The 23,235-nt window shown below is 58.8% G+C and carries 20 protein-coding genes; 6 read left to right on the top strand and 14 right to left on the bottom strand.

Features of this window, described 5'->3' with window-relative positions; translation table 11 throughout:
* The first annotated feature begins 17 nt into the window (after positions 1 to 17).
* Together F4V43_RS15785 and F4V43_RS15780 are read left to right on the top strand one after the other, a co-directional pair.
* Positions 18 to 488: an Lrp/AsnC family transcriptional regulator gene (locus tag F4V43_RS15785; protein ID WP_150459215.1), complete on the top strand. Its 471-nt coding sequence runs from the start codon at positions 18 to 20 to the stop codon at positions 486 to 488.
* On the top strand, positions 485 to 1,126 hold the full coding sequence (locus tag F4V43_RS15780) for a LysE family transporter (protein ID WP_150459214.1): 642 nt from the start codon (positions 485 to 487) through the stop codon (positions 1,124 to 1,126). Before F4V43_RS15785 ends, F4V43_RS15780 begins: the two co-directional genes overlap by 4 nt.
* Here the strand turns inward: F4V43_RS15780 and F4V43_RS15775 are convergent.
* The 6 genes from F4V43_RS15775 to F4V43_RS15750 all read right to left on the bottom strand — a co-directional run bounded on the left by F4V43_RS15775 (position 1,123) and on the right by F4V43_RS15750 (position 7,832).
* Positions 1,123 to 3,156, bottom strand: coding sequence for a methyl-accepting chemotaxis protein (locus tag F4V43_RS15775; RefSeq protein ID WP_150459213.1), 2,034 nt, complete (start codon positions 3,154 to 3,156; stop codon positions 1,123 to 1,125). The two genes, F4V43_RS15780 and F4V43_RS15775, sit on opposite strands and share 4 nt — an antisense overlap.
* Positions 3,157 to 3,366: 210 nt before the next feature.
* Entirely contained in the window at positions 3,367 to 3,990 is a 624-nt protein-coding gene (locus F4V43_RS15770; RefSeq protein ID WP_150459212.1) for a hypothetical protein, read from the bottom strand.
* A gap of 61 nt (positions 3,991 to 4,051) precedes the next feature.
* Positions 4,052 to 5,002 carry a radical SAM protein gene (locus tag F4V43_RS15765; RefSeq protein ID WP_150459211.1) on the bottom strand — a complete coding sequence of 317 codons (951 nt, stop codon included), beginning with the start codon at positions 5,000 to 5,002 and terminating at the stop codon, positions 4,052 to 4,054.
* Between the two features lie 89 nt (positions 5,003 to 5,091).
* The gene (locus F4V43_RS15760) at positions 5,092 to 6,360 is read right to left on the bottom strand and encodes a stalk domain-containing protein (protein ID WP_150459210.1); all 1,269 of its coding nucleotides are present in this window, start codon (positions 6,358 to 6,360) and stop codon (positions 5,092 to 5,094) included.
* 198 nt (positions 6,361 to 6,558) lie between these two features.
* The gene (locus F4V43_RS15755) at positions 6,559 to 7,212 is read right to left on the bottom strand and encodes a deoxynucleoside kinase (protein WP_150459209.1); all 654 of its coding nucleotides are present in this window, start codon (positions 7,210 to 7,212) and stop codon (positions 6,559 to 6,561) included.
* Positions 7,209 to 7,832: a deoxynucleoside kinase gene (locus F4V43_RS15750; protein WP_150459208.1), complete on the bottom strand. Its 624-nt coding sequence runs from the start codon at positions 7,830 to 7,832 to the stop codon at positions 7,209 to 7,211. Before F4V43_RS15750 ends, F4V43_RS15755 begins: the two co-directional genes overlap by 4 nt.
* 221 nt (positions 7,833 to 8,053) lie before the next feature.
* Here F4V43_RS15750 and F4V43_RS15745 point away from each other — a divergent pair, with 221 nt between their 5' ends.
* The 3 genes from F4V43_RS15745 (at position 8,054) to F4V43_RS15735 (ending at position 12,968) form a co-directional block, all read left to right on the top strand.
* Entirely contained in the window at positions 8,054 to 9,574 is a 1,521-nt protein-coding gene (locus F4V43_RS15745) for a stalk domain-containing protein (protein ID WP_150459207.1), read from the top strand.
* 170 nt (positions 9,575 to 9,744) lie between these two features.
* Positions 9,745 to 11,610 carry a GGDEF domain-containing protein gene (locus tag F4V43_RS15740; protein ID WP_150459206.1) on the top strand — a complete coding sequence of 622 codons (1,866 nt, stop codon included), beginning with the start codon at positions 9,745 to 9,747 and terminating at the stop codon, positions 11,608 to 11,610.
* Entirely contained in the window at positions 11,607 to 12,968 is a 1,362-nt protein-coding gene (locus F4V43_RS15735; protein WP_150459205.1) for an ABC transporter substrate-binding protein, read from the top strand. The genes F4V43_RS15740 and F4V43_RS15735 overlap by 4 nt, the downstream gene beginning before the upstream one ends.
* Positions 12,969 to 13,018: 50 nt before the next feature.
* On the opposite strand, the gene nspC is transcribed toward F4V43_RS15735, so the two are convergent.
* Entirely contained in the window at positions 13,019 to 14,158 is a 1,140-nt protein-coding gene (gene nspC, locus F4V43_RS15730) for a carboxynorspermidine decarboxylase (RefSeq protein ID WP_150459204.1), read from the bottom strand.
* Positions 14,159 to 14,168: 10 nt separating this feature from the next.
* On the bottom strand, positions 14,169 to 15,368 hold the full coding sequence (locus F4V43_RS15725) for a saccharopine dehydrogenase family protein (protein ID WP_150459203.1): 1,200 nt from the start codon (positions 15,366 to 15,368) through the stop codon (positions 14,169 to 14,171).
* A 409-nt stretch (positions 15,369 to 15,777) separates the two neighbouring features.
* On the opposite strand from F4V43_RS15725, the gene F4V43_RS15720 reads away from it, so the two are divergent.
* The gene (locus F4V43_RS15720) at positions 15,778 to 16,791 is read left to right on the top strand and encodes a glycosyltransferase family 2 protein (RefSeq protein WP_150459202.1); all 1,014 of its coding nucleotides are present in this window, start codon (positions 15,778 to 15,780) and stop codon (positions 16,789 to 16,791) included.
* A 178-nt stretch (positions 16,792 to 16,969) separates the two neighbouring features.
* On the opposite strand, the gene F4V43_RS15715 is transcribed toward F4V43_RS15720, so the two are convergent.
* The 6 genes from F4V43_RS15715 to F4V43_RS15690 form a co-directional block, all read right to left on the bottom strand.
* A complete protein-coding gene (locus tag F4V43_RS15715; RefSeq protein ID WP_150459201.1) occupies positions 16,970 to 18,124 on the bottom strand; it encodes a 5-methyltetrahydropteroyltriglutamate--homocysteine S-methyltransferase in 1,155 nt (384 codons plus the stop codon).
* A gap of 111 nt (positions 18,125 to 18,235) precedes the next feature.
* On the bottom strand, positions 18,236 to 19,147 hold the full coding sequence (locus tag F4V43_RS15710) for a LysR family transcriptional regulator (protein WP_150459200.1): 912 nt from the start codon (positions 19,145 to 19,147) through the stop codon (positions 18,236 to 18,238).
* On the bottom strand, positions 19,144 to 19,902 hold the full coding sequence (locus tag F4V43_RS15705; RefSeq protein WP_150459199.1) for an NADPH-dependent oxidoreductase: 759 nt from the start codon (positions 19,900 to 19,902) through the stop codon (positions 19,144 to 19,146). The genes F4V43_RS15710 and F4V43_RS15705 overlap by 4 nt, the downstream gene beginning before the upstream one ends.
* A 175-nt stretch (positions 19,903 to 20,077) precedes the next feature.
* Entirely contained in the window at positions 20,078 to 21,043 is a 966-nt protein-coding gene (locus F4V43_RS15700) for a WD40/YVTN/BNR-like repeat-containing protein (protein ID WP_150459198.1), read from the bottom strand.
* Between the two features lie 178 nt (positions 21,044 to 21,221).
* Positions 21,222 to 21,515 carry a hypothetical protein gene (locus tag F4V43_RS15695; protein WP_150459197.1) on the bottom strand — a complete coding sequence of 98 codons (294 nt, stop codon included), beginning with the start codon at positions 21,513 to 21,515 and terminating at the stop codon, positions 21,222 to 21,224.
* Between the two features lie 146 nt (positions 21,516 to 21,661).
* Positions 21,662 to 23,197, bottom strand: coding sequence for a lipopolysaccharide biosynthesis protein (locus F4V43_RS15690; protein ID WP_150459196.1), 1,536 nt, complete (start codon positions 23,195 to 23,197; stop codon positions 21,662 to 21,664).
* Positions 23,198 to 23,235: the final 38 nt, after the last annotated feature.

Below are 23,235 nucleotides of genomic sequence, written 5' to 3'. Positions count from 1 at the left end.
TCCTAAGGAGGCTGTTTATGGACGCTACCGATTTAAGAATTCTTCAGATCCTGATGAAGCAGGGCCGCATGACGTGGTCCGAACTCGCTGCCGGTCTGGGCCTGTCTCCTCCCGCTGCTGCTGAACGGGTCCGGCGTCTGGAGGAGCAGGGCGTGATCCGGGGCTACTGCGCCCAAATCGACCCTGACCGGGCAGGCTGCCCGCTGGCGGCGCTGATCGCCGTGTCCCTGGAGCGGCCCGAACACCGGCAGAGCTTCCTGGACTATGTCCGGGAAACGGCCGAAATTCAGGAGTGCCATCATACCGCAGGCGACGACGATTACCTGCTTAAAGTCCGCTGCCGGGACACCCGCGATCTGGAACGGATCATCAGCGAAGAAATCAAGAGCCTGCCGGGAATCATCCGAACCCGGACGACCATCATTCTGGGAACCGTCAAAGAGACCCCCAATATTCCGCTTCCAGCGGCCGGAACTTCCGCATCATGATCGGAGTTCTATCCGGAATCGGGGTTCTATCCGGCAGCCTGATCTTCGGTCTGCTGGTTGCCGCTCCGGTGGGACCGGTCTCGCTGCTGGTGATGAACCGTACGCTTACCCGCGGCCTGGCTGCCGGACTGGCCACGGGCTGCGGCATTGCCGCAGCCGACGGACTCTACGCGCTGGCTGCGGCAGCCGGCATCCGCATCTTGGCGGAGGCGGCGGCCCGTCCGGCCGCCGCCATGCTGCGCGCAGCCGGAGCCGCGGCTGTGGCCGCGCTTGCCTGGAGAAGCCTCCAGGCGAGCCGAAGAGCCGGGCAATCCGCGCCCGGCCGGATGCCGCAGCGCAGGATAAGCCCCGCCGCGGCGCTGTTCAGCGCTTTTGCCTTAACCTTGTCCAATCCGCAGACTCTGATCGCCTTCCTGTCCCTGTCCGCGGCTCTCGGCTCCGAAGCAAGCTCTCCGCTGCTGCCCGCCGCCGGTGTCTTCGCCGGTTCGCTACTGTGGTGGAGTTTCCTCTGTCTGCTGCTGCATCAGGTCCGGCGGCGGCTCACCGGCTCGGTTCTCCGGCGTCTGAGCGCCGTCTCCTCCCTATTGCTCCTGCTGCTCGCCGCCTGGACCCTCTTGGCTTCGCTGAACCGTCTCTAGATCTTGAACTTCTCCACCAGCTCTTCCAGTTCTCTCGCGCTCCGCATATTCTGATCGGCCATGTCCGCTTCCTGGAGGGTCTTCTCGACGATATCCGACGTCTTCTCCGCGATATCCTGCACGCCCGCCGCGCTCTCGCCTACCGTTGCCGCCACTTCGCTGACAGCGATTGTAATTGCCGAGACCGTGTCGTTCAAATGATCGGCTTCGGTCTCGAAGCGTTCCATCAGCCGACTGATGGTGGCCGCATCCTCGCTGTAGCGCTCCCCGACTCCGACCAGCCGCTGATAGTCCGGCAGCACCTGGGCGTCCATAAATCCGAGCAGATTCTCGGAGCCGCCCTTCATCTGTTCGACCGACGAATAGACATTGTGGACGACTTCCTGGATGCCCGCCGCCGTCGCCGAGGACCGGTCGGCCAGCTTGCGGATCTCGCCTGCAACGACCGCAAAGCCTTTGCCGGCATCCCCGGCCCGCGCGGCCTCGATCGCCGCGTTCAGCGACAGCAGATTCGTCTGGGCTGTAATGGCCAGAATCGTGTCCGCCAGCGTATGAATCTTGCGGATCGCCTCCGATTCGGCGATGGCATGCTCCAGATTGCTGCGGACGGAATCGTACAGGGCGGATGCGTTATCCGCCGATGCCTGCGCTTCCAGGCGAAGATGCTCGGCGCGGTCCCGGATATCCGCCGACAGGGCGGCTCCTTCTCTCGCCTGGCCGGAAATCTGCTGGACATTGCCGCCGATCTCGTGGATCGCGGCCGTCATTTCCTCTGCCGATGCCGCTGTCTCTTCCATGCCGGCCGACAGCTGCTGCGTCGTCGCTCCGTTGTCATGGGAGTCTTCCCGGATCTCCAGCGCCACTTGCTCCAGCTTGCCCGCATTGTCCAGCACGCTGCCCGAGATATCGGCAAGCCGGCTTACCGTAGTCCGAAGAACCTCGCGCGTCTCGAAGATGGACCGGGCGATGGCTCCTGTCTCGTCCTTAAGTCCTCGCATGGATTCATAAGCAGGCTCGTCCCGCAGATCCAGCTCGGCCGTCTTGTTCATGAGCCGGGTCAGCTTCTGAATCGGAGCGGCGATCCGGTTCGCCGAGAAGAGTCCGGCCAGCAGCGACAGAACCAGGCAGCCTGCCCCCAAGAGAGCGAGGAACCGGGTCATCTCGCTGACCGGCTGTACGATCTCGCCCACATCCGCAGAGAGCACCAGCGTCCAGTGCGTCTCGGGCAGAACGGTATAGGCCGCCTTCTTCAAATCGCCTTCGAACGAATATTGAACCACGGCGTTCTTCGGCATTTCACCCTTCATGACCCGGTCGACAACGGCTTTGATACGGCTGTTCTCCACCGGCTGCCCGATCTTCTCCGCAACCGGATGGTAGAGCATGACGCCCTTCTCATCCACCAGATACGCATAGCTGGACTCCGCGCCCGCTATTCCGGTATCCTTCAAATAAGTAATCAGGCTGTTGGCGTAGACGGCCGAGACGACCAGACCGATGGTCTTCCCGTCCGCCTGGACCGGCTGCGCGAATACAACGATATAAGCGCCGGTCGCCTTGGATTTCAGCGTCTCGCTGACCACGGGAGCGCCGGTGGACATGGCGGTCTTGAAATAGGCCCGGTCGCTGAAGTCCTTGCCGACGGTCTTGATATCGCTGTCGGCAATCGCCTGGCCGTCCATCCCCATGACCACGGCATGTTCCCAGTTCCCCGCCTGCTTCGTGAAGGTCGTCAGCTTGGCATTCACCCGGTTCTGGAGATCTTTGGAGCTCTCAAGCCGGCCTTTCCCGTCTTCGGCCAGCAAATCGCGAATCTCCTGCTGCTCGGCAAGCATCTCAACGCTGCGCTGCTCCTTGTCAATCATAGCGGCAATCGTCTCCGATTTGCTGGATGCGAGGCTCAACATGGCTTCCTCCGACATACCGGTCAGCACATCCGAGGATTTGAAATAGGTAAATCCCCCCATAACGGCGATACATAGTGTAGTTAAGGCGATCATAATCATTGAAATTTTCAGGCGAATTGACATTGGCTTCGCACCTTCTTCCGATAAATTTGGCTCATGCCTCTTTATCGGAGATTAATTGTACACAAGTTACATATTTCGACACTCTTTCTCTGCTTTCTTCTCCCCGTTCGCCCGGCGAAAAAAGCCCGAACATCAAAAAAACCCCTTGGCAGCTGCCAAAGGGGTTCTAACGTCCCGGGTTTCAGTGGACGTGTATTGCGCAAATGCGCTTTATTGTTCGGAGTAGGTGATTGTGAATTCGTTATAGCCCTTCTTCTCGGCAGAGGGTGCCCCTGTAACGGACAGCGGACTGCTGCCGCCGAGACGGCCTTTGACGATTACCTTGCTTGAGGTCACCATCTGGGTAGCGTTGCCCAACCCCTTGATCCGGCCATACTCCGAGTAGACCATTCCCATTGTGGCCAGACTCTCCTGCGTCAGATAGACCAGCTTCGATTGAAGCACTCCGCCGACGTCCGTATCGCTGGAGACAGTGATCTCGGCATCCTGCGGAATCGGGAAGTCCGACGGCATATTCTGCGGCCGCTGCTTGGGCTGCCCTGCCCCTTCGCCGATCTCGATCTTCTTGGCCGCCGGATCATAGGCGATCGGAACATCCAGGGCGCGCGCCAGCGCCTGGGTCGGCAGGTAGGTCAGGCCCTCATACGTTATCGGGGCCAACGTTTTGCCGTTGCCGTCCTTCAGCGTGTAAGGAGCGCCGTCCACCTCAAGGCGGAGGCCGTTGTTCAGATAGGCCTTGATCTGCTGCAGATTGGCGCCGGCCACCACGCCTGCCGAACCGGTTGCCAGCAGAGCGGCGGCTGCGCTTGCGATGAACCATTTTTTCTTCAACATGATCCTCTCCTTCCTCAATTATTCATTAACACCGGGAGGAGGAAGTTAAGCGCCTTCCTGCTTACTTCACACCCGCCGGGAACAGCGCATCCAGCGCCGGGCAGGGCTGCCGTTCCAGAAAATCCGCCAATGCTTCGGGCATCGGCTGATAAATATCCTTCAGGGAAGTGCCGCTGTAAATGTTCCCGATAATTACGGGATGGCACAGCTCGGAGATCAGAATATCGCCGTTGCCGTGCAGATGCAGCTGCTTCTTGCCCTCGATGCAATGCGGGAAATAGACGCCGGGCTGTTCAGTGAAACCGAGCGCATCCATGAACCGGTCCATGCAGGTAAAATAGAGCGTCATATCCTCCTTGCGGCGGGCAATCAGATCTTCCACCGCCGCCTTCAGCGCCTCGCGGGCCGCGATCGCTCTCCAGCCGCTGTGATCCATCACAATGCTGTTCTGGATTTCGTGGGTGCGCACGCCCAGATCATAGACATGGTCGCTGATCTCGCGCATATGATGCTCGGTCTCGCTGAAGAGCAGCGTCTCAAGCACCGTATCGACGGAAGTCTTCGCGAACAGTGCGATATTTTCCCGGATTTTGCGGTAGACGGAAGGATGAATGCCATAGTAGTCCGAGAATTTCTCCGCTGTCGTGAAATTAAATGAAATGTGAATGGTCGTCAGACCGGCCTGCGCCAGCTGTTCGATCCGCTCGCCGTTCAGCAGACTGCCGTTGGAGTTGAGCTGGGTCTGGATGCCCCGGGATGCGCAGTAAGCGACAATCTCGAGACAATCCTGATATCGGAGCGTAACCTCGCCTCCCGACAGACGGACGCGCTTCAGATGAGGCAGCTCTTCCAGGATGCGAATGACTTCGCTCCCGGCCAATCCTTGGCCGTCATTGCGGTTGTACGCGCAGCAGTAGTCGCAGCGGAAGTTGCAGTTGGAAGTCACCCCTACTTCCAGGCCCTCCAGCTCCCAGGTCAGCGGCTTGTTCAGTTCCAGCGATTTATACGTCATTTCAGTCGAATCCCCCTGATTACAAAAAAATAGGCAACCGTGCCGGGTTGCCACAGACTACTGATTATATCGCTTCCCGGCGGGAGAACCTATGATATTTGTGGGTAGTCCGCATTCAGCTTGAGCGACCCGTCGATCCCCTGCCAGTCGCTGCCGATCAGACCGAGCCGCCAGAAAGCAACGCCCTTGAGGCCATAGCGCTTGGCAAGGCCGATCTTCGTGCCGATGGATGCCGTGCTCTCGCTGGCCGTCGATATGCCGAGCACCAGCTTGTCCTTCGGGGTCTGCGCCAGCGCCAGCCGAATCGCTTCATCGACCTTAGCAGCAGGCTCGGGCGATTTCTCGTCTCCATAGCCGTAGGCCATAATGACAAGCTCATCGGCAAGTCCGCCGAGCGTCTTGTAGTCGTAACCGGTATAAGAACTGTTGATCGGATGCAGGGCCACGCCAAGCTTGAGGCCCTGGGCCTTGGTCTTCACCGACAGATTGCGCACAAACGCGTTGAAATCGGCCCGCGCCCGGGCTTTGTCCCCGGTCATGCCGATTCCTTCCAGATCCAGCATCACTCCCCCGAAGCCTTTGCCGACCGCGGTCTCCATGATGCCGGCGATCGTCTCGGCCTGGAGCGCCGGGTCCTCCAGATTCTTCGTGACCTGAAGCTTCTTGTCGCCGGAGCCGACCATCAGATAGGAGGTCCCGGAGGCCGAAGCCTGTCCGACCAGGGATTCCGGCGTAACATCGCCGCTTGCCTTCGGCCAATAGAAGCTGTCTCCGCCCGAGCCGGAAGTCGTATAGTGTCCGTTGTCATCCAGACGCGACCAGCCAAAAGCGATGTCGTCGAACGCCGGCATAAGCGAAGCTTCATCATAGGAGGCTATAGCATAGAATCCGAGCGTGTAAAGGTCGGATTTCGGCGATAGGATGCTTACTGTCTTGGATGTCTGATTCCAGGAGACGTTCGCCCCGAACTGCTCGCTGAAGAAACTCAGCGGGATCAGCGTCGTTCCCTTGGTCATCCGGGGCGCTTCCCGCAGTCGGACCGGATTTCCGTTGACCTTGGCTGTCTTGCTGCCGACGGCAAGCACGACCTCCAGCTTGTCTTCCCCTGCGCCGCTCACTGCGGTAATCGTCTTCGCGGACGGGTTCCAGACGACGCCGATACCCAGCGCCTCGGAAATGGCGCGGAACGGGACCATCGTAGTTCCGTTCACGACCGCCGGCGGCTGCGGGAACGGCAGCGGATAGCCATCCAATATAATGGTGACATCTCCCGCAGCCTGAACGGCGGACGCTCCGCCGAGCTGGGCCCCTCCCAGCAGGAGGGAGACGGCAAGCGCCGCCTGGGTCCATTTCTTCATCGTTATCTCCTTCTTTCCTCATCCTTCCAATACCTTAAACGCCGGAAAGAACACGGAAGTTGCGGAGGAAAGCCAGCTCGGAAGCGTTCGCATGCCCTAACCCCAAGGCGCGAAGGCGCGGCTGCATCAAAAAAGGCTCCCGCAAGCCCTGCGGCCTGCGGAAACCCTTGATTGTACCCGTTCTTCTTGCTCTCCCGGCTAGATCCGCACGGGGCGGCTGCCGATCATGCCGCCCACGCGCGCCAGAATGTCCGCCATGGAGCGCTCATCGTTCACGTCATAATCGTCAATGTTCAGGCGCAGAACCGGACAGGCGGTGAATTCGCCGATCCACCGGGAATAGCGGCCGTACATCGTCTCCCAGTAGCCGGTGTCGGTCTGAAGCTCCATCTCCCGTCCCCGTTCCTGAATCCGTCTCAGAATCGACGGCAGGCTGCCCTCCAGATAGATCAGCACATCGGGATGCGGGAAGTAAGGCGTCATCACCATCGCTTCATAGAGACTGGTATACGTCTCGTAATCGACCGCGCTCATCGTTCCCTGGTCGGCATGCATTTTGGCAAAAATCCCGGTATCCTCGTAGATGGACCGGTCCTGCACGAAGCCTCCGCCGAGCTCGAACATCTTCTTCTGTTCCTTGAAGCGCTCCGCCAGGAAATAGATCTGCAGGTGAAAGCTCCAGCGCTCGAAATCGTCGTAGAATTTCTCCAGATACGGATTGTGATCGACCGATTCCAGCGAAGTCCGGAAGCCGAGCTGCCGCGCCAGAGCGGCGGTAAGCGTCGACTTGCCGACACCGACGGTACCGGCTACCGTAATCACGGCCTGCTTGGGGATGCCGTACGTATTCATTGCATATGCTCCTTTACCTGCGATAGAATCTCCCGGAACTGGGCCGGGTTCTCGACAAAATCAATTTCTCCTCCGTCCACGGTCACAAACGCCGTGCCCGGTTCTCTCCGGGCCAGCGCCGGCATGGCCTCCTCGTAATCCTCGATCAGCCGGCTTAAGTAGCCCGGATCCATCGCCTGCTCGATCTCCCGTCCCCGCATGCCGATCCGGCGGAGAAGAGTGGGCAGGTCAGCCTTGATGTAGATCACAATATCCGGGCGGGGCTGATCGTCCATCAGAAGGTGGTAGATCTGACGGTATTTCTCCCGCTTCGATCCGTTCAGCGTGCGCTCCCCGAAGATCAGGTTCTTGTACATATGGTAGTCCGCCACAACCGTTCGGCCGCTCTCCAGAAGAGGGCGCGCCTCATCCTCAAGCTGCTTGAACCGGTTGCAGAGGAAGAACATCTCCAGTTGAAAACTCCAATCCTCCATGTTCTGGTAGAACTTGCCGAGATACGGGTTCTCCTCGACGATCTCATTGACGACAGGAGCTCCCAGCTCCCGGGCCAGCATGGCGGCCAGCGTCGTTTTGCCGGCTCCGATTGGCCCCTCTACTGCAATAAAATGACCAGGTCTCATAAATTTAGCGACAATCCTTTCTTCTAGACGACACAAAAGCAGAACCAGCCTATTGTATCACAGCCCCGCCTTTCTTCCTACGCCTAAATGCAGGCGGAACCGGCACACCCAAGACTCCGTCTGAAGTGGAAACTTTTAGCACCCTTTCAGCGTCTAATGCTGTAGCGCGGCTCTCAGTCCGCTATGAATCCGCTACTCTAACAGAAGAAACGAGGGAAATCATGATGAAATGGAAGAATCGTATCCTGCCGTTCGGCCTTGCCATCCTGCTGCTCGGGGGCACCGGCCCGCTGACGCAGGGAGCCTCCGCTGCGGGTGAGACGGAGAAGACGCCGGTCGTCAAGGAGTTCGGCCCCGGTGCGCTGATTAAATCAGACGGAACTCTCTGGACCTGGGGAGGCAGCCAGCCTGTGCCTACGCAGGTCAGCGATTATCCGGCTCCGGCGGGACTGCTGGGCGAAGGCTACGTCCGGGGAGCGGACGGATCGCTGGGAGTTATTACCCGGACCGGCTATCCGTCAGTTGTGAGCGTCCGGACGGCAAGCGGCGTCTCCGACGTTCAGCAGGTCATCTATTACGGCCCCACCCTGGCGAGGGACGGAAGCGGTCGGGTCTATATGAATGAAAGAACCGATCAGGGCTGGGACGACACCAGCTTCACCAAGATCGAAGGATTGTCGGATGTCACCGATATGGCCGCGTACAAAGTTTACACGAGCGAGTACGGGTATGAGGTCGAATTCATGTTCTTGAAGAAGGACGGCACGGTCTGGAAAGATACCGACAGCCGGAATGACTCCGTCTCCTCCCTGGTCCAGGTTCCCGGACTGCAGGATGTGGTCGAGCTGGAAAATGATGTCGCGCTTCGGAAAGACGGCACGGTCTGGTCGATGACGGAGCACCGGGCCTTATCGGACGCCCCTCAAGCCCCGGGTCAGGTTCCCGGGCTGTCCAATATCGCCGTCGTCAAGCAGGACGGCTACCAATCTTTCGTTGCGGTGGACAGACAGGGCCGGCTCTGGTTCTGGGGCGGCACCATAACCGGCTGGTCGGACGGAACCCAGTATCATGACCAGAAGCCGATCCGGCTTACCGGCGTCTCCCAAGTGGTCGATGCTTTTGTGATCGAGCGCTCGTTGCTGGCGCTGACCCGGGACGGCAAGCTCTACGAGACTTCCATCGAGACGGAGACCCTCTCTCCTTCGGCTCCTTTTGGCCTGATCGCCTCGGACATTGCAACCGCCCGGGCAAGCTATCGTGACCTGTTGTTCCAGAAGAACGACGGTTCCCTCTGGGGCTGGGGCGTAGGCAAGGATTATGCGCTGGGCAACGCTTCGGACGAGTTCTGGAACTTCAAGCCGGTTCCGGTCCAATCGCCGATCAGCGTTACGCTCAACGGCGAGAACGTGGCCTTCACCTCCGGCGTTGTCACCAAAGACGGCCAGAACTTCGTGCCGATGCGCGCCCTGTTTGGCCGGATGGGCGCCTCGATCGGTTACGACAATACAACGAAGACAGCCACGGTCACCCGCCCGTCGGCAGACGGACGCCCCGCGCTGACCATCGCGGCCAGCGGAAAGACAGGCAAAATCACTCTCAACGGAAAGGAAGCCAAAGTACTGAACGAGCCGTTTATCGTCAGCGGCACCCTGTACCTGCCGATCCGGTTCATCAGCGAGCAACTCGGCGCCACGGTCGCCTGGAGTCCCGGCACCCAGCAGATTGATATCGTTTTAAATTAGGTCTAAAGGTTTGCAAGAAAAAGAAAAACAAGGGAACAAAGTTGTGAAATTTACTTTGTTTCCTTGTTTTTTATGTCGAAAATGCACATTTACGCTAACAACATGCGTCTGTTATACCGAAATAGATAATGAAGACGATTACCTAATTACTGCCGGAATAGAGGTCAACGATGAAAGCTGCTCAATCCCGATTCGCCAACCCGCTGCTCGGCTTGGTTCTATTGTTTCTGGCGCTGCTCTCGGGAAGGTATTCCGTCCCCATGCTGGCCAGCCTTCAATTCTCATTCCAGAGTCTGTTCCCCATTCTGGCCATCCGGCTGCTGGGCCGCCGGCACGGTATCCTGATCTCGCTGACGGTTCTGACTGTTCAGTGGCTTTTTTGGGATGGTACCGCTTTTCATACGCTGTATTTCCTGGAAATCCTCTTCCTCGCCCTGCATAGAGGAAGGATGCGGGACCGGATGCTGCTGCGCGATCTGATCTTCTGGATTCTGATCGGCGCGCCGCTCCTTTATGTGATGGCTTATGCGGAAGGTCAGGTCTCTCTGACCGACATGGTGCTGCTCACTACGCTTCCGGTTCTGAACGGAATGGCCAACACCCTGCTGTCTGAACTGGCGACGACTTATCTGCTGCCCGACTTTGTGCCGCAGAAGGCCGAACCTCGCCGCGGGGATATTCCGTTTCAATCCCTGCTCTTCCATTTGTCGGCCACCGGCATGCTCGGAGCCTTTATCCTGATTCTGGTCATTACCGGCCAATATCTCGACCGGACGATGCATCAGCGGGCCTATCAGTTCTCGCATTCCCTTAGCAGCGGCATCCGGGACGATCTGAATGAATGGACGCTGGAGGATGACCGGATGCTCCGTCTTCATGCCGACCTCCAAGCCGGAAGACTGGAGCAGCTTGTGCTGGCCAAGCAATCCGGCAGCGCGCGGATTCTGATTCTGGATGAGACGGGGTATATTTATGCAGACACCCGGCAGGCATCCGCCGAAGAACGATGGGAATGGCCGGACGGACAATACTACCGGTATAACGACAAGCTATGGCTTGCCTTATCGCCGGACAACAGTCTGTATGAATTGTCCCGCTGGAATAAAGCGCTTTATTACCTGGATGATCCGGTGGAAATCCGCAGCTCCCTGCATATTCTCGTCATTGTGCCGGCCCATGAGTATTTATCCGACGTCAAGTCGATCTACTCCCTCATTCTGGGCTTCTCGCTGCTCTTCATTCTGCTCGTCTTGATGGGAAATCTGTTCCTCGGCCGAATGATTCAGCGCGTCATGAACGGGCTCGTCGAAGCCACCAGCGGCCTTCCCGCCAGATTGTCGCAGGGGGGCGACACCCATGTCATTTCCAAGGGACGAATTGTTGAATTCAACCGGCTGACGGATAATTTTAATGAAATGTCGGTTGAACTGGGCGACATGCTGAGGGAAAGGGAGCATATGAACAAGCTTCTGCAAGAACAGACTGCCAAGCTGCAGCAGTCGGAAGGCCAGTTCCGGCAGATGGCGTTCTCCGACCCGCTTACGGGTCTGCCGAACCGCCTCTATTTCACCCAGTATCTCAACAGTCTCCGGGATCTGCCTGCGCAGTCGGTTCCCGAACTGACGCTGCTGTTCCTGGATCTCGACCGCTTCAAGCACATCAATGACACGTATGGCCACGATGCGGGCGACGCCGTCTTGATCCATGCCGCCCGTGTGCTGCGCGAAGCCTGCCGGACAGGCTTTGTCTGCCGGATCGCCGGCGATGAATTCGTCGCGGTTCTGGAGAATGCCCCGCTGCTCCAGACCGAAGCGGCCGCCCAGGCGATCCTGGACGGGTTCCGGGCACCGGTCCGCTTCAAGGATGCGGATCTGCCGCTTGGAACCAGCATCGGCATCGCGGTCAGTCCGGCCGATACCGGAGACCCCGGACGGTTGGTTCAGCTGGCGGATCAGGCGATGTACCGGGCCAAACAGCTGGGCGGCAGCCGTTTTGTATGGTACGCCAAGATCCGCGAGAAGGAGGAGAGTGAATGACAACCCCGCGCGGTATGCACCGCTTCATCCGGCGTCTCCTGGGCGCTCTTTTGGTTGCAGCCCTCCTGCTGCTGACGGCCTGTTCCGGGCGTTATCCGGGACTTAACGAGTATCCGGCGGAGAAGCTTCCGGTCAGTGCCCGGGCGTCGGATTCCGCCGGGGACGCCTCACGCTCGCAGAAGCTGGTCGTCTGGTCCTACTACGATATGAGCGGCTCCAACAGTCTGTTCCAATCCCGGTATCCCGATGTCCGGCTGGAGACCCGGGTCATTGATTATAACAACGTCTCTTCCGCTTATATGGCTGCTTTGTCCTCGGACAGCGTCCCCGACATTATGATTCTGGACAGCGGGATTCTGGGCGAGTTCAACGGACTGGACGTCTTCGTGGATCTGAACGATCCGGCGCTTGGCCTGGCTTCGGTAATCACAGGCATTCCCGATAACCTGCTCCCGATGCTGACCAGCTTCGACCGCCGCCGGTTAATCGCTGTTCCGGCCAGCTATGGCGAAGCCTTGACCTTCTACCGCGAAGACCTGCTTCGCAGCAGCGGGCTGCCGTCGGAACCCGGCCAGGTCGCCGCCCTTCTCCGCACTCCCGAAGGATGGCTAAGCATGGCAAGAACCTTGAAGCGGCAGGGTATCTATATCTTTCAGAAGAATAGCGATCCGCTGGATATCGCCGCCGCTTCCGCGAGTATGTTCAGTGAGAACCTGGAATTCAACCGCGATGGCGCCGGCTTCATCGACGCTCTGAATACGGCCCGTTCCGTCAAGCAGGAGGAACTCGCCCTCGGAGCCACCGTCTGGGACCAATGGGGCCAGGAAGCGCTGCGGAGCGGCAAGCTCGCGATGTATGTTACCGGCCAATGGGGAAGCAATGACTTGAAGAGCTGGGTCCCGGAGCAGAGCGGCAAATGGCGGGCAACCCGCCTTCCTCTGGGGCTCTACGGGACGAGCGGCGGAGCAGTGGCGGCCATCACCAAGCAGAGCGCCCATAAAGACCTGGCCGCCCAGTATCTCAAACGAATTGTCAATCTGGGGGACAAGGGCCAAGCCGATCCTTATCTCGGCGGACAGAATACGCTGTCGATGATTCTGGCCGATCTTCCGCATCTGACTCATCTGACTCCGACACCACTGGACCGCAACGTGAATGCTCTGTGGGAAGACTCGGTCCGGGAGGCCGTCGAATCGGATCTTCCCGCCAAGCAGCAGTGGCAGGATATCGGAGAGCGCTTCGAGACGCAGACCGAGCAGGACCGCACCAGCCTGCTGATGCGCCTGGATGCCGCCTCCCGGCAGAGCGCGGCGGCCGAATCCCCGGCAGAACGCAAAGAAGCAGTCAGCCAAGAATGACTCTTGGCTGGCTGCTTCTTTAACATATACAGATCACGGACAAGGCAGTCTCAGGACAGCCGCCCGGCAAAATCCTCAAAACCAAAGCTCCGCACCACCCGCGGACCCTCCTCGTCGTTGTAGCTGACGATGGAAGGCAGGTTGACGCCGTTGAACATATGGTTCTTGACCATGCTGTAGATCGCCATATCGGTGAACACAAGCCGGTCGCCGGGCTTCAGCGGCTCGGGGAACGAATAGTCCCCGATGATGTCGCCCGCCAGGCAGGTCAGACCCCCGAGACGGTAAGTGTGCGGGAACTCGCCCGGCTGACCGGAGCCGATAATATTCGGCCGGTACGGCATGGCCAGCACATCGGGCATATGGCATTCGGCGGACGTATCCAGAATGGCAAGGTCCATCCCGTTCTTCATCGTATCGAGCACCGTCGCTACCAGGTAGCCGGCGTTCAGCGCCACCGCTTCGCCCGGCTCCAGGTAGATCTCGACGTTGTACGTCTCCTTCATATGAGTGATGGAGCGGCACAGCGTATCCAGATCGTAATCGGGACGCGTAATATGATGGCCGCCCCCGAAGTTGAGCCATCTCATCCCGTGGAGATACGGTCCGAATTTCTCCTCCACTACCCGGAGCGTCCGCTCCAGCGTGTCGGAATTCTGCTCGCACATTGTATGGAAATGCAAGCCGTCGATGCCGTCCAGCTCATCGGGACGGAAGTTCTCCAGCGTCGTGCCCATCCGCGAGTTGTTGTAGCAGGGATCATAGAGCGGAATTTCAATCTCGGAATATTCCGGATTGATGCGAATGCCGCAGCTGATCTTCTTCGGCGCGCTCTGCACGCGGTCCTTGAACCGGCGCCATTGCGAGAACGAATTGAAGACAATATGATCGCTGTACTTCATGATCTCGTCGAATTCGGAATCCACATAGGCCGGCGCATAGACATGGGTCTCCTTGCCCATCTTCTCGTAGCCGAGCCGCGCTTCGAACAGGGAGCTGGAGGTCACGCCCTTCAGATACTTCCCGACAAGGGGATACAGGTAATGCATGGAGAATCCCTTCTGGGCAAGCAGAATCCGGGCGCCGGTGCGTTCCTGCACCGAATTCAGAATCTCCAGATTCTGAATTAAGAGACGTTCGTCAACCACATAGCTCGGCGAGGGAACCGCGCTGAAATCAATCGGCTTCATGAAGCGGTTCCTAGTCGAGCAGCGTCGGCGAGAAATCTTCCTGCCAAGGCAATCCCTGCTTGTTGAGCTGGTCCATGAACGGGTCCGGGTCCATCTCTTCAACATTGTACACGCCCGGCTTCATCCATTCCCCCTGGATCATCAGCATGGCGCCGATCATCGCCGGAACGCCTGTCGTGTAGGAGATGGCCTGGGAGCCGACTTCACGGTAGCATTCCTGGTGATCGCAGACATTGTAGACATAGTAGGTCTTCGGCTCGCCGTTCTTCGTTCCCTGGGCGATGATGCCGATATTGGTCTTGCCTTTGGTTCTCGGTCCGAGCGAGGCCGGGTCCGGGAGTACCGCCTTGAGGAACTGGAGCGGAATAATCTCCTTGCCCTCGAAGACAATCGGTTCGATGGAAGTCATGCCGACATTCTCCAGCACCTTCAGGTGAGTCAGATAATTCTGGGAGAACGTCATCCAGAAACGGATCTTCTTGATGCCCGGAATGTTCTTAGCCAGAGACTCCAGCTCTTCATGGTACAGCAGGTAAATATCCTTCGGACCGATCTCCGGCAGATCGTACACCTTCTTCTCCGACAGCGGCGGCGTCTCGATCCATTCGCCGTTCTCGTAGTAGCGGCCGTTGGCCGTAATTTCGCGGATGTTGATCTCCGGGTTGAAGTTCGTAGCGAACGGGTAACCGTGGTCGCCGGCATTCGCGTCAACGATGTCAATCGTATGAATCTCGTCAAAATAATGCTTCACGGCATAAGCCGAGAAGACGCCGGTTACACCCGGATCGAAGCCGCAGCCCAGCAGGGCCATGATGCCGGCTTCCTCGAATTTCTTCTTATAGGCCCACTGCCAGCTGTATTCGAACTTGGCCGTCTCCGGCGGCTCGTAGTTGGCCGTGTCCAGATAATGAGTCTTGGTCGCAAGGCATGCGTCCATGATGGTCAGATCCTGGTACGGAAGCGCGACGTTGATCACGACGTCCGGACGGAAGCGCTCGATCAGAGCAATGACCTCGTCCGTATTATCGGCGTCCAGCTTGGCCGTACTGATCTTGGTGCGGCCTCCGTCCAGTTTGTTCTTCAAAGCTTCGCATTTCTCGACCGTACGGCTGGCAATGCAGATTTCCTCGAACACGTCGGGGTTCTGCACGCACTTATGGACCACAACGCTAGCCACGCCGCCGGCGCCGATAATTAACGCTTTTCCCAAAATGATGACCTCCTCAAAGTTTTGTGGGTAAGCCCCGGAGGGGTACCCCGTCCTGAAAACGACAACGCTGATTATACAGAAATGGCCGTAAATAATCAATAAAAATCGACGAATTCCGCAAAAAGTTGAAAGGGACTCTGGGTTTGCTCTGAAATTCTCCAGAATCCACCGTAAACCTGCGTTTTCCATGCTTTAACACTCTAAACGGCCATAGAGAGTGTTCGATTTAGCTATACCCGTTTCTTCACGAAATAAACGGATCTCTACATCTAATCCGGCACTCCGCTGCCACTTCAAGAGTAGGAATCTCTACTACGTTCGAGCCATTTTTGCCGTGTTTTCTGAAAGTGCATTGACCTTTCTCCGGCCCTTCCCTATTATTTGGGGTATCAGAAACTGAAGCGAAAGGGTGAAGACCATCGTGCCGCGTCCGGAAATCAGCATCATCGTTCCTTGCTATAAAGTGGAGGATTATCTGGAGAAGTGCGTCGAATCCATTCTGGGACAGACGTTCGCGAATTTCGAGCTGATCCTGGTTGACGACGGATCTCCGGATAACTGTCCCGCCATCTGCGATGCCTATGCGGAGCGGGACAGCCGCATCAAAGCGCTGCACAAACCCAACGGCGGCCTCTCCGACGCCCGCAACTTCGGCCTGGATATCGCGGTCGGCCGGTATATCGCGTTCATCGACTCCGACGACTGGATCGCCCCCGATATGCTGGAGCAGCTTCACCGCGCCGTCACCGAACAGAACGCCGATATCGCCGTCTGCTGCCACTACTCGGAAGAGGACGGCCGGGCCGAGCGGATCAACACATTCGGAGGCGATGCCGTTCTGGGCAACGTCGAAGCCGTTACCGAGATCATCCTCGACCAGCGGATCAAGAGCTACGCCTGGGATAAGCTGTTCAAGCGCGAGCTCTTTGACGGCGTCCGCTATCCGGTAGGCATCGATTACGAAGACATCCTCACCGTCTACCAGCTCTTCATCAAGGCATCCCGGGTGGCGCTCGTAGACCGTCCTCTCTATTACTACGTGAAGCGGGGAAGCAGCATTACCGGGAACAGCAGCGTGCGGAAGCTGCGCCAGAAGTTCTACGCCGTCAACGAACGGCACAATACGCTTCTGAAGCAGTACCGGAACATCATCTCCCCTTCCGTCTGGAATGCATCCATCAACATTATCGTCAGCGAAGGCATGGATCTCTATAATTATCTGCTGCGCGAGAAGCTTCTTCCCGACCAGAGCAGCTCGGCTAAGGAAGTAGAAGCGTTTATCCGCCGGAATCTGGGCGTCATCGTCTCGGCCCGCAATATCGACCTCCGCGCCAAGGCCTTTGCCCTGCTCATCGCCACGAACAAGTCCTTCTATCATTATATGTACAGCAACTTTACCTTCCTTCGCAAAACGGGCAAGTAGACCTTCCGGCTTCCGCCGAGGTCTCCTAAACCCTCTCCCCGTTTCTTCCCTAAAGACAAGCAAGCAAGAGCCGCCCGGAAGCTTCTCTTCTGGGCGGCTCTTGGTCTGGCTTTTTTGTCTATGGAACATTCGGAGCAGGGCCAGGCCGTCTCTTGCCCTGCCGGTTCAGACTTCAGGCTTATGGCTCATCCGTCCACAGCTCGTCGGCGATTTCCTTGATCAGCTCAAGCTTCCGCCACTGCTGCTCCTCCGTCAGCAGGTTGCCTTCCTCCGTGGAGGCGAAGCCGCACTGCGGGCTTAAGCAGATATGGTCCAGGCCGACGATCCGGGCAGCTTCCCGGACCCGGCCGACAATCGCGTCCTTGTCTTCCAGTTCCCCATCCTTCGAGGAGATCAGACCCAGCACCACCTGGCGGTCTCCGAGGGCGGACAGCGGGGCGAATCCGCCCGAACGGTCCGTATCGAACTCCAGATAGTAGCCGTCGTATTCCTCCATGCCGAACAGCGTATCGGCTACCGGCTCGTAGCCGCCGGAAGAAGCCCAGGCCGAGGCATAGTTGCCGCGGCACACATGCGTCGTTACCGCCAGATCCTCGGGCAATCCCCGGATAGCTTCCCGGTTGACGCGGGCATAGGCTGCCGCAGCGTCTTCCGCGGAACCTCCGCTGCGTTCCAGCGTCTCGCGGAAGCCCGCGTCGCACAGCATGCCCCAGGTGCAGTCATCCAGCTGGATGCTCCGGCAGCCGGCTTCGTAGAAGGCGAGAATCGCCTCCCGGTAAGCCGCGGCGATATCCGTAAGCAGACGATCGGCATCGGCATCGGCATACACCGCCGCCGTGGAGGCGGCGTTCTCCGGACGCTGCAGCTCTGCCAGGAATTGCGCCGGCGCAGGCAGCGTCTGCCGGGCAACCGCGTCATCCCCTGCCAGACGGTGCAGGAACCGGTAATGATCCAGGAACGGATGATCCGCCGTGAACCGGATGCGGCCGGTGAGACGGGCCGTCTCCGCCCGCGTCTCGATTCCGTGGAACAGGTAGCCCTGCCCGCTCTCCGCCTTTACTACGCCGTCCAGCCCCCACATGAAATCCAGGTGCCACCAGGAACGCCGGAACTCGCCGTCCGTCACTGCCTTCAGGCCAACGCTCTTCTGCTTCTCGACCAGGCGGATAATCTCCGCATCTTCCACCGCGCGCAGTTCTTCAGCCGGGATCTCTCCCCGGGCCCATTTCTCTCTGGCGTCCTTCAGCGCCTGCGGCCGCAGGAAGCTGCCGACCATATCATGCCGGTATGGGGTACGGGTCCGCCGTGTTGTTCCGTTCGTCACTGTGCTCATCGCTATCGTCTCCTCCGGGATGGTATCTCTTGCCTTGCCTCGCGTTACAAGAAAGATAGCACATTCCGCAGAAGAGCCGGTAACGTCCAATTTCTATAGCTGGTTATAGCTTTAGACTATACCGGCCGCTGTAGCCTTCTTCAGTTCTTCGACATAGGCCTCGGCAAGCCTGGAGAGCGGAACCTTCCGGTGGCTGATCCAGCCCACGCGAATCGTCTCGTCGCATTCCAGCGGAACCGGGATAATCTCGTTGCCGTTCAGATCCCGGCTCAACACGCCGGTCGAAATCGTGTAGCCGTTCAACCCGATCAACAGATTGAAGAGCGTCGCGCGGTCGTTGACGACAATGCTTTTGGGGTGGGACAGCGTACTCAGAATCTCTTCGGCAAAATGAAACGAATTGTATTCTCCCTGCTCGAAGCTCAGGTAAGGGTAGGCCTGAAGCTGGTCAATGGTCACCCGATCCTGCCGGGCGAGCGGATTGTAGATGCTGATGAATATATGCGGCTGCGCCGTGAACAGGCTCGTGAACTGAAGTCCGGCCTCCTTCAGCAGCTTCCCGACGACCTTCTCGTTGAAATCGTTCAGGTAGAGAACCCCGATCTCGCTGCGCATCGTCTTGACGTCCTGAATAATCTCATACGTCTTCGTCTCGCGCAGCGCCAGCTCGTACTCCTCTTGTCCGTATTCCCGGACCAGGTGGACAAAAGCCTCCACTGCGAACGCATAATGCTGCGCGGATACGCTGAAATGCTGCGGCGAAGGCTTCGCATTCAGATAGCGGCTCTCCAGCAGCTCCGCCTGCTCAACCACCTGGCGGGCATAGCCGAGGAATTCCGCCCCTTCCTTCGAGAGCGTAATGCCTTTGTTCGTCCGCTCGAAGATCGTGACCCCGATCTCCTCTTCCAGATCGCGGACCGCGCTGGACAGACTCGGCTGGGAGATGAACAGCCGTTTGGCCGCCTCGTTCATGGAGCCGCTGCCGGCAATCTCCAGCACATATTTTAACTGCTGCAGGGTCACCGCTGCTCATCCTCTTGGGCGCCGCCCCAGCTGTACCCCTGCCGCCGAAGCGTATCCTGTGAATCGCCGTAACGGGGATTGAGTCCGTAGAAATGAGCGATAATCTCCGTCCAGCTCCGCTCCGTCCGCTCATGCTCCCGGGTATACGTCCGGTACTCGGCGTTGTACGCTTCCATCAGCTCCGGGTCAATCCCCTGATATTTCCCTTCATGCAGCACCAGACCGAGCGGCAGTCTCGGCTTCTGCGCCGGCTCCCCGGCCGGGTACCCTAGGCAGAGCCCGACCAGCGGAAAGACATGCCGGGGCAGCTCCAGAAGCTCGATCACCCGGGCCGTATGACGGCGGATGCCGCCGATCGGAATCGTGCCGAGTCCCAGCGATTCCGCCGCAGCCACCGCTCCGCCGAGCTGGATGCCGACATCGGTCGCTCCGACGAGAATCGCGTCGGCGTCGTTGTCCGCCTCGAACGGCTGGCCCTCCTGCTGGGCGGCATACGCCGCGCGGGCCAGATCCATACAGAAGACCAGGAAGACCGGCGCTGCTGCTACATGGGCCTGATTCCCGCTCAGCGCGGCCAGCTCCCCTTTGACCGCTTCGTCGCGGACTTCGATGATGGTGACATGCTGGCCGTTGACCCAGGACGGCAGCGAACGGGCCGCTTCCGCCACGGTACGGACCGTCTCCGCCGATACGGGGCGGTCGGCGAAGCTTTTGTGGGATCGGTGGTTGAATAACGTGCGAAGGGTATCATTCATGGCGGTATCTCTACTCCCCTGCTTGATTTGTCCGGCTCTGTCCACTCTGCCGGCGGTATGCCCTCTATTCTAGCATCCCCCGGACGCCTCCGGCCAGAGGAACGGTCCTGAACGGATGGCCGGACAGATGAAGGGCCGGTTCCCGGGCAGATTCTTGAGCCGGCTCCGGACTTGCCTAGTTCCAGCGAACCCGGCCAGCGTCATACGCCCAGCTTCGGCCGTAATCATGGCTCACCAGCGTGAGCGTTCCGACAATATCGCTCGCGCCGTCCCGGCTCATAAGCACGGGATATCGTCCCTCGGCTCCGAAAAACACGGGAGAGAGCGGCGTCAGGCCATACGCGGAGAACTCGCCGGGCAGCTTCACGCGAAGCCTGCTCCAGGTCCGGCCCCCGTCGCGGGTCTGTAGAATAGCCGGCTGAAAATCCGCAAATTCGTAGCGGAAGCCTGCAAATCCGGTCGTCCGGCTTACAAAACCCGCTCCGGTCATCACCCGGGCGTAGACGTCGTTCATATTCCCGGGGGCTCTCCGCCAAGTCCGCCCTCCGTCGGAGGTCAGATACACGGCATGCTCCTCCCGTCCCATGCCCTGAAACGCCGTCGTTACCGTCCAGCCCTCCCGGCTGTTGCGGAATCCGATGAATCGGGGGGAGCCCGCCTGGCTGCCGTCAATCTGATTCGTCGTCCAGGTTCTCCCGGCGTCATTCGAGATCAGCGCCTGGATCGGCGCTGTCCCGTCCGCTCCCCTGGCCGTGCTGTAGGCAATGGCAGTCAGCTCCGGCGAGAGGTAGAAGCCCGACTGGTCGCTCTGCCGCTCCTCGTCTCCTGTTCCCGGCGGGAACAGATGCAGCGGAGCCGCTGCCTCCAACCGGCCCCGGTTATAGGACAGCAGCACCTGCCCGTCCTTTCCGAGCCGGAAGGTATGTCCGGCATCGTAAGCGATACTCCGGGCGGAGGCCGAGTCAAAGCCATACACCGTTCCCTGCCGGAATGCCGTGATCTTCCCGGCGGCTGCGCCCGGTGCGGCCAGCGCTTCGCGGCCGGCCAAGTCCCACCGCGAGCCGCCGCATCCGGCGGCCAGAAGCACGGAGGCCAGTCCCGCACCGAAGATCCGGCTTATTTTGGATGGTATGCGCTTCATTCTGCTCTCTCCTTCGCAATGAAAGTGCGGTAACCTCCCGCGCCTATCAGCTTACCTGAATTCAGACGGGGGAAAGTAACATTTCCGCTGTTCTTTCGTTACGATTCTGACAAAAGCTCCCGAACAGACAAAAGCGCCCGGGCTGACCCCAACTACCGGGCTGACCCAAGCGCCGCCTTTACAGGCTCTTGTTCGCGAGCCGTTTCTCGTGAAGCAGCAGCTCCGCCTCCGCCGCTGCCGACTCCTTCGCTTCGGAGATCGCCAGCTTGCTCTCTTCGATCAACGCCTTGGCCCGGCTCCACTCCGCCTGGACGAACTCGCCGCGCTCCATAGCCTGATCCTTCGTGGCCTGAATGCCCTGCTTCACCTCATCCAGATTGGCCTTCATCTTGTTCGCGGATTGTTTGACGCCGTCCAGCGACTGCTTCAGGTTCTGTATGCTGTCTGTCCATCCCTTGATCGGATTCTTCATGCGGATCTCCTCCCGGCTTGTCTTCTTATCCTTCATTACCCAGACTGCCGCTCTTCTCTTCACTTCTGCCGCAGCACAAGCAAAGCCGCCTCCCCTATACGGAAAGGCGGCTTGTCTCATGCCGGCGCACAGCGGGCTTCGGCGGCCTAAGGCTGCCGAACCACTCTTTTGCCTCCCGGAAGGAACCGGCCCAGCTTCGAGCGGACCAGACCGGCCAGCTCAACAAAGACCTCCCGCTCCACAGCCGATACAGCGGCGAAGTAGACCGGAAAGAGGACGACCGCCACGGCGATTCCCCACAGGAAGAAGCTGCCGTAGGAATGGACGGGCAGGTCTATATGCCGGTCCAGCACGACGACGGAGGCGAACAGGGCGCCGTTGATGCCCCATTTTCGCAGCGTGAACCACGGACTGCGCTCCAAGAGACGGCCGTTGGCGTACAGAATCATGTCGATCGAGCGATAGAGCAGTGCCGCAATCGTTCCCATCAGGACTCCGTAAATTCCGAACATCAGCACAAAGCCGACGGAACAGACGAGATTGATCGCCGATTCCAGAATAGAGCGTCCCTGGGTGTTCTTGAAATGGCCGGCGACGTCAATGACGCTGTCTACCGGACTGCGGGCGTTGATCAGCAGTTTGGAGACGGCGAACAGCAGAGGAAGCGTGTAGTCGATGTAGTTCTGGTCGGTGACGCCGGCTGTATAGAGCGACATGAACGGCAGGACCATCACGTACACCACGCTGATCGTCGCGAAGATGAACGCCATGTAATACGTCTCGTAGAGATTGAAGATCCGCATGAATTTCGGCTTGTTGTCAAAAAAGTTCTGTCCCAGTGCGAACCGGACGCTCCCGCTCAGCATGAGCACCAAATTGTCAACCGCGTTGAAGATCATGTTGTACAGCACATACAGACTGACCACCTTCAGGTTGGTGAACAGGGAGAGGACAATAATATCCGTATTGCGGAAGATCAGATAGGACAATTCGTGGATAAGCGCCGAATTCTTCTGGCTGATCGCCTCGAAGTCCGGCTTCCGGCTGAGATCGATCCACCGGTAATGCCTGCGGATATAGATGCGGTACACGGCAATCTGAAGCAGCACAATCACCAGATAGACGGCCTGTACGGCAATTATGTTCGCACCCTGAAGCAGCAGCAGAATCCGAACGGCGCTGTTGACCACATTGGCGATTGTCACGACCGAGGATTCGATGTAATTCTTGCCTTCGGCTATCAGCAGAACGCGGAATTTGCCCTGAAGGTAATAATTCACCGCGCCTCCAAGGCCGCTCAGGCAGACGATCAGCATCACGGTCGCCGCGTCGAATCCCGAATGGACCACGAACGGATAGACGCCGGCAATCAGCAGCACCGCTACGAAATAATAAATGCCGGTCTGCTTGTAATAGACGGAAGTTGCGGCGAGAATCTCATTGATCTTGGAGCGGTCTCCCTGTCCGATGGGACGGTAGAGCGCCTGGATCGAGGCCGCCCCCACTCCCGCTTCCAGCAGGGCCAGGTAAGCAATGATCTGGGTGATGGAAGCTACCAGACCGTTCGCTTCGGAGCCGTAATTCAACATAATCAGCCGGGGGATAAAAAAACTGAGCGCAATGGTAACCGCCTGGCTCAAAAGTCCGATTCCAATATTCAGCATGCTTCGTTTAGCGATCATTAGGCGGCTCCTCTCGAAGTGTACTCCAAACGTGGTGT

Origin of the sequence: Paenibacillus spiritus (assembly GCF_008710135.1) — a bacterium.
GTDB classification, from domain to species: Bacteria; Bacillota; Bacilli; order Paenibacillales; family Paenibacillaceae; genus Paenibacillus_AQ; species Paenibacillus_AQ glufosinatiresistens.
The sequence above is the reverse complement of the archived record's forward strand: the minus strand, read 5'-3'. Positions and strand labels throughout refer to the sequence as shown.

Excerpts from the sequence above, each read along its gene's own strand:
- F4V43_RS15760 (WP_150459210.1), bottom strand. The coding sequence starts at position 6,360 with ATGAAGAAATGGACCCAGGCGGCGCTTGCCGTCTCCCTCCTGCTGGGA.
- F4V43_RS15715 (WP_150459201.1), bottom strand. The coding sequence starts at position 18,124 with ATGAGCACAGTGACGAACGGAACAACACGGCGGACCCGTACCCCATAC.
- F4V43_RS15785 (WP_150459215.1), top strand. The coding sequence starts at position 18 with ATGGACGCTACCGATTTAAGAATTCTTCAGATCCTGATGAAGCAGGGC.
- F4V43_RS15750 (WP_150459208.1), bottom strand. The coding sequence starts at position 7,832 with ATGAGACCTGGTCATTTTATTGCAGTAGAGGGGCCAATCGGAGCCGGC.
- F4V43_RS15735 (WP_150459205.1), top strand. The coding sequence starts at position 11,607 with ATGACAACCCCGCGCGGTATGCACCGCTTCATCCGGCGTCTCCTGGGC.
- F4V43_RS15740 (WP_150459206.1), top strand. The coding sequence starts at position 9,745 with ATGAAAGCTGCTCAATCCCGATTCGCCAACCCGCTGCTCGGCTTGGTT.
- nspC (WP_150459204.1), bottom strand. The coding sequence starts at position 14,158 with ATGAAGCCGATTGATTTCAGCGCGGTTCCCTCGCCGAGCTATGTGGTT.
- F4V43_RS15700 (WP_150459198.1), bottom strand. The coding sequence starts at position 21,043 with ATGAAGCGCATACCATCCAAAATAAGCCGGATCTTCGGTGCGGGACTG.
- F4V43_RS15780 (WP_150459214.1), top strand. The coding sequence starts at position 485 with ATGATCGGAGTTCTATCCGGAATCGGGGTTCTATCCGGCAGCCTGATC.
- F4V43_RS15775 (WP_150459213.1), bottom strand. The coding sequence starts at position 3,156 with ATGTCAATTCGCCTGAAAATTTCAATGATTATGATCGCCTTAACTACA.
- F4V43_RS15695 (WP_150459197.1), bottom strand. The coding sequence starts at position 21,515 with ATGAAGAATCCGATCAAGGGATGGACAGACAGCATACAGAACCTGAAG.
- F4V43_RS15755 (WP_150459209.1), bottom strand. The coding sequence starts at position 7,212 with ATGAATACGTACGGCATCCCCAAGCAGGCCGTGATTACGGTAGCCGGT.
- F4V43_RS15765 (WP_150459211.1), bottom strand. The coding sequence starts at position 5,002 with ATGACGTATAAATCGCTGGAACTGAACAAGCCGCTGACCTGGGAGCTG.
- F4V43_RS15690 (WP_150459196.1), bottom strand. The coding sequence starts at position 23,197 with ATGATCGCTAAACGAAGCATGCTGAATATTGGAATCGGACTTTTGAGC.
- F4V43_RS15770 (WP_150459212.1), bottom strand. The coding sequence starts at position 3,990 with ATGTTGAAGAAAAAATGGTTCATCGCAAGCGCAGCCGCCGCTCTGCTG.
- F4V43_RS15705 (WP_150459199.1), bottom strand. The coding sequence starts at position 19,902 with ATGAATGATACCCTTCGCACGTTATTCAACCACCGATCCCACAAAAGC.
- F4V43_RS15745 (WP_150459207.1), top strand. The coding sequence starts at position 8,054 with ATGATGAAATGGAAGAATCGTATCCTGCCGTTCGGCCTTGCCATCCTG.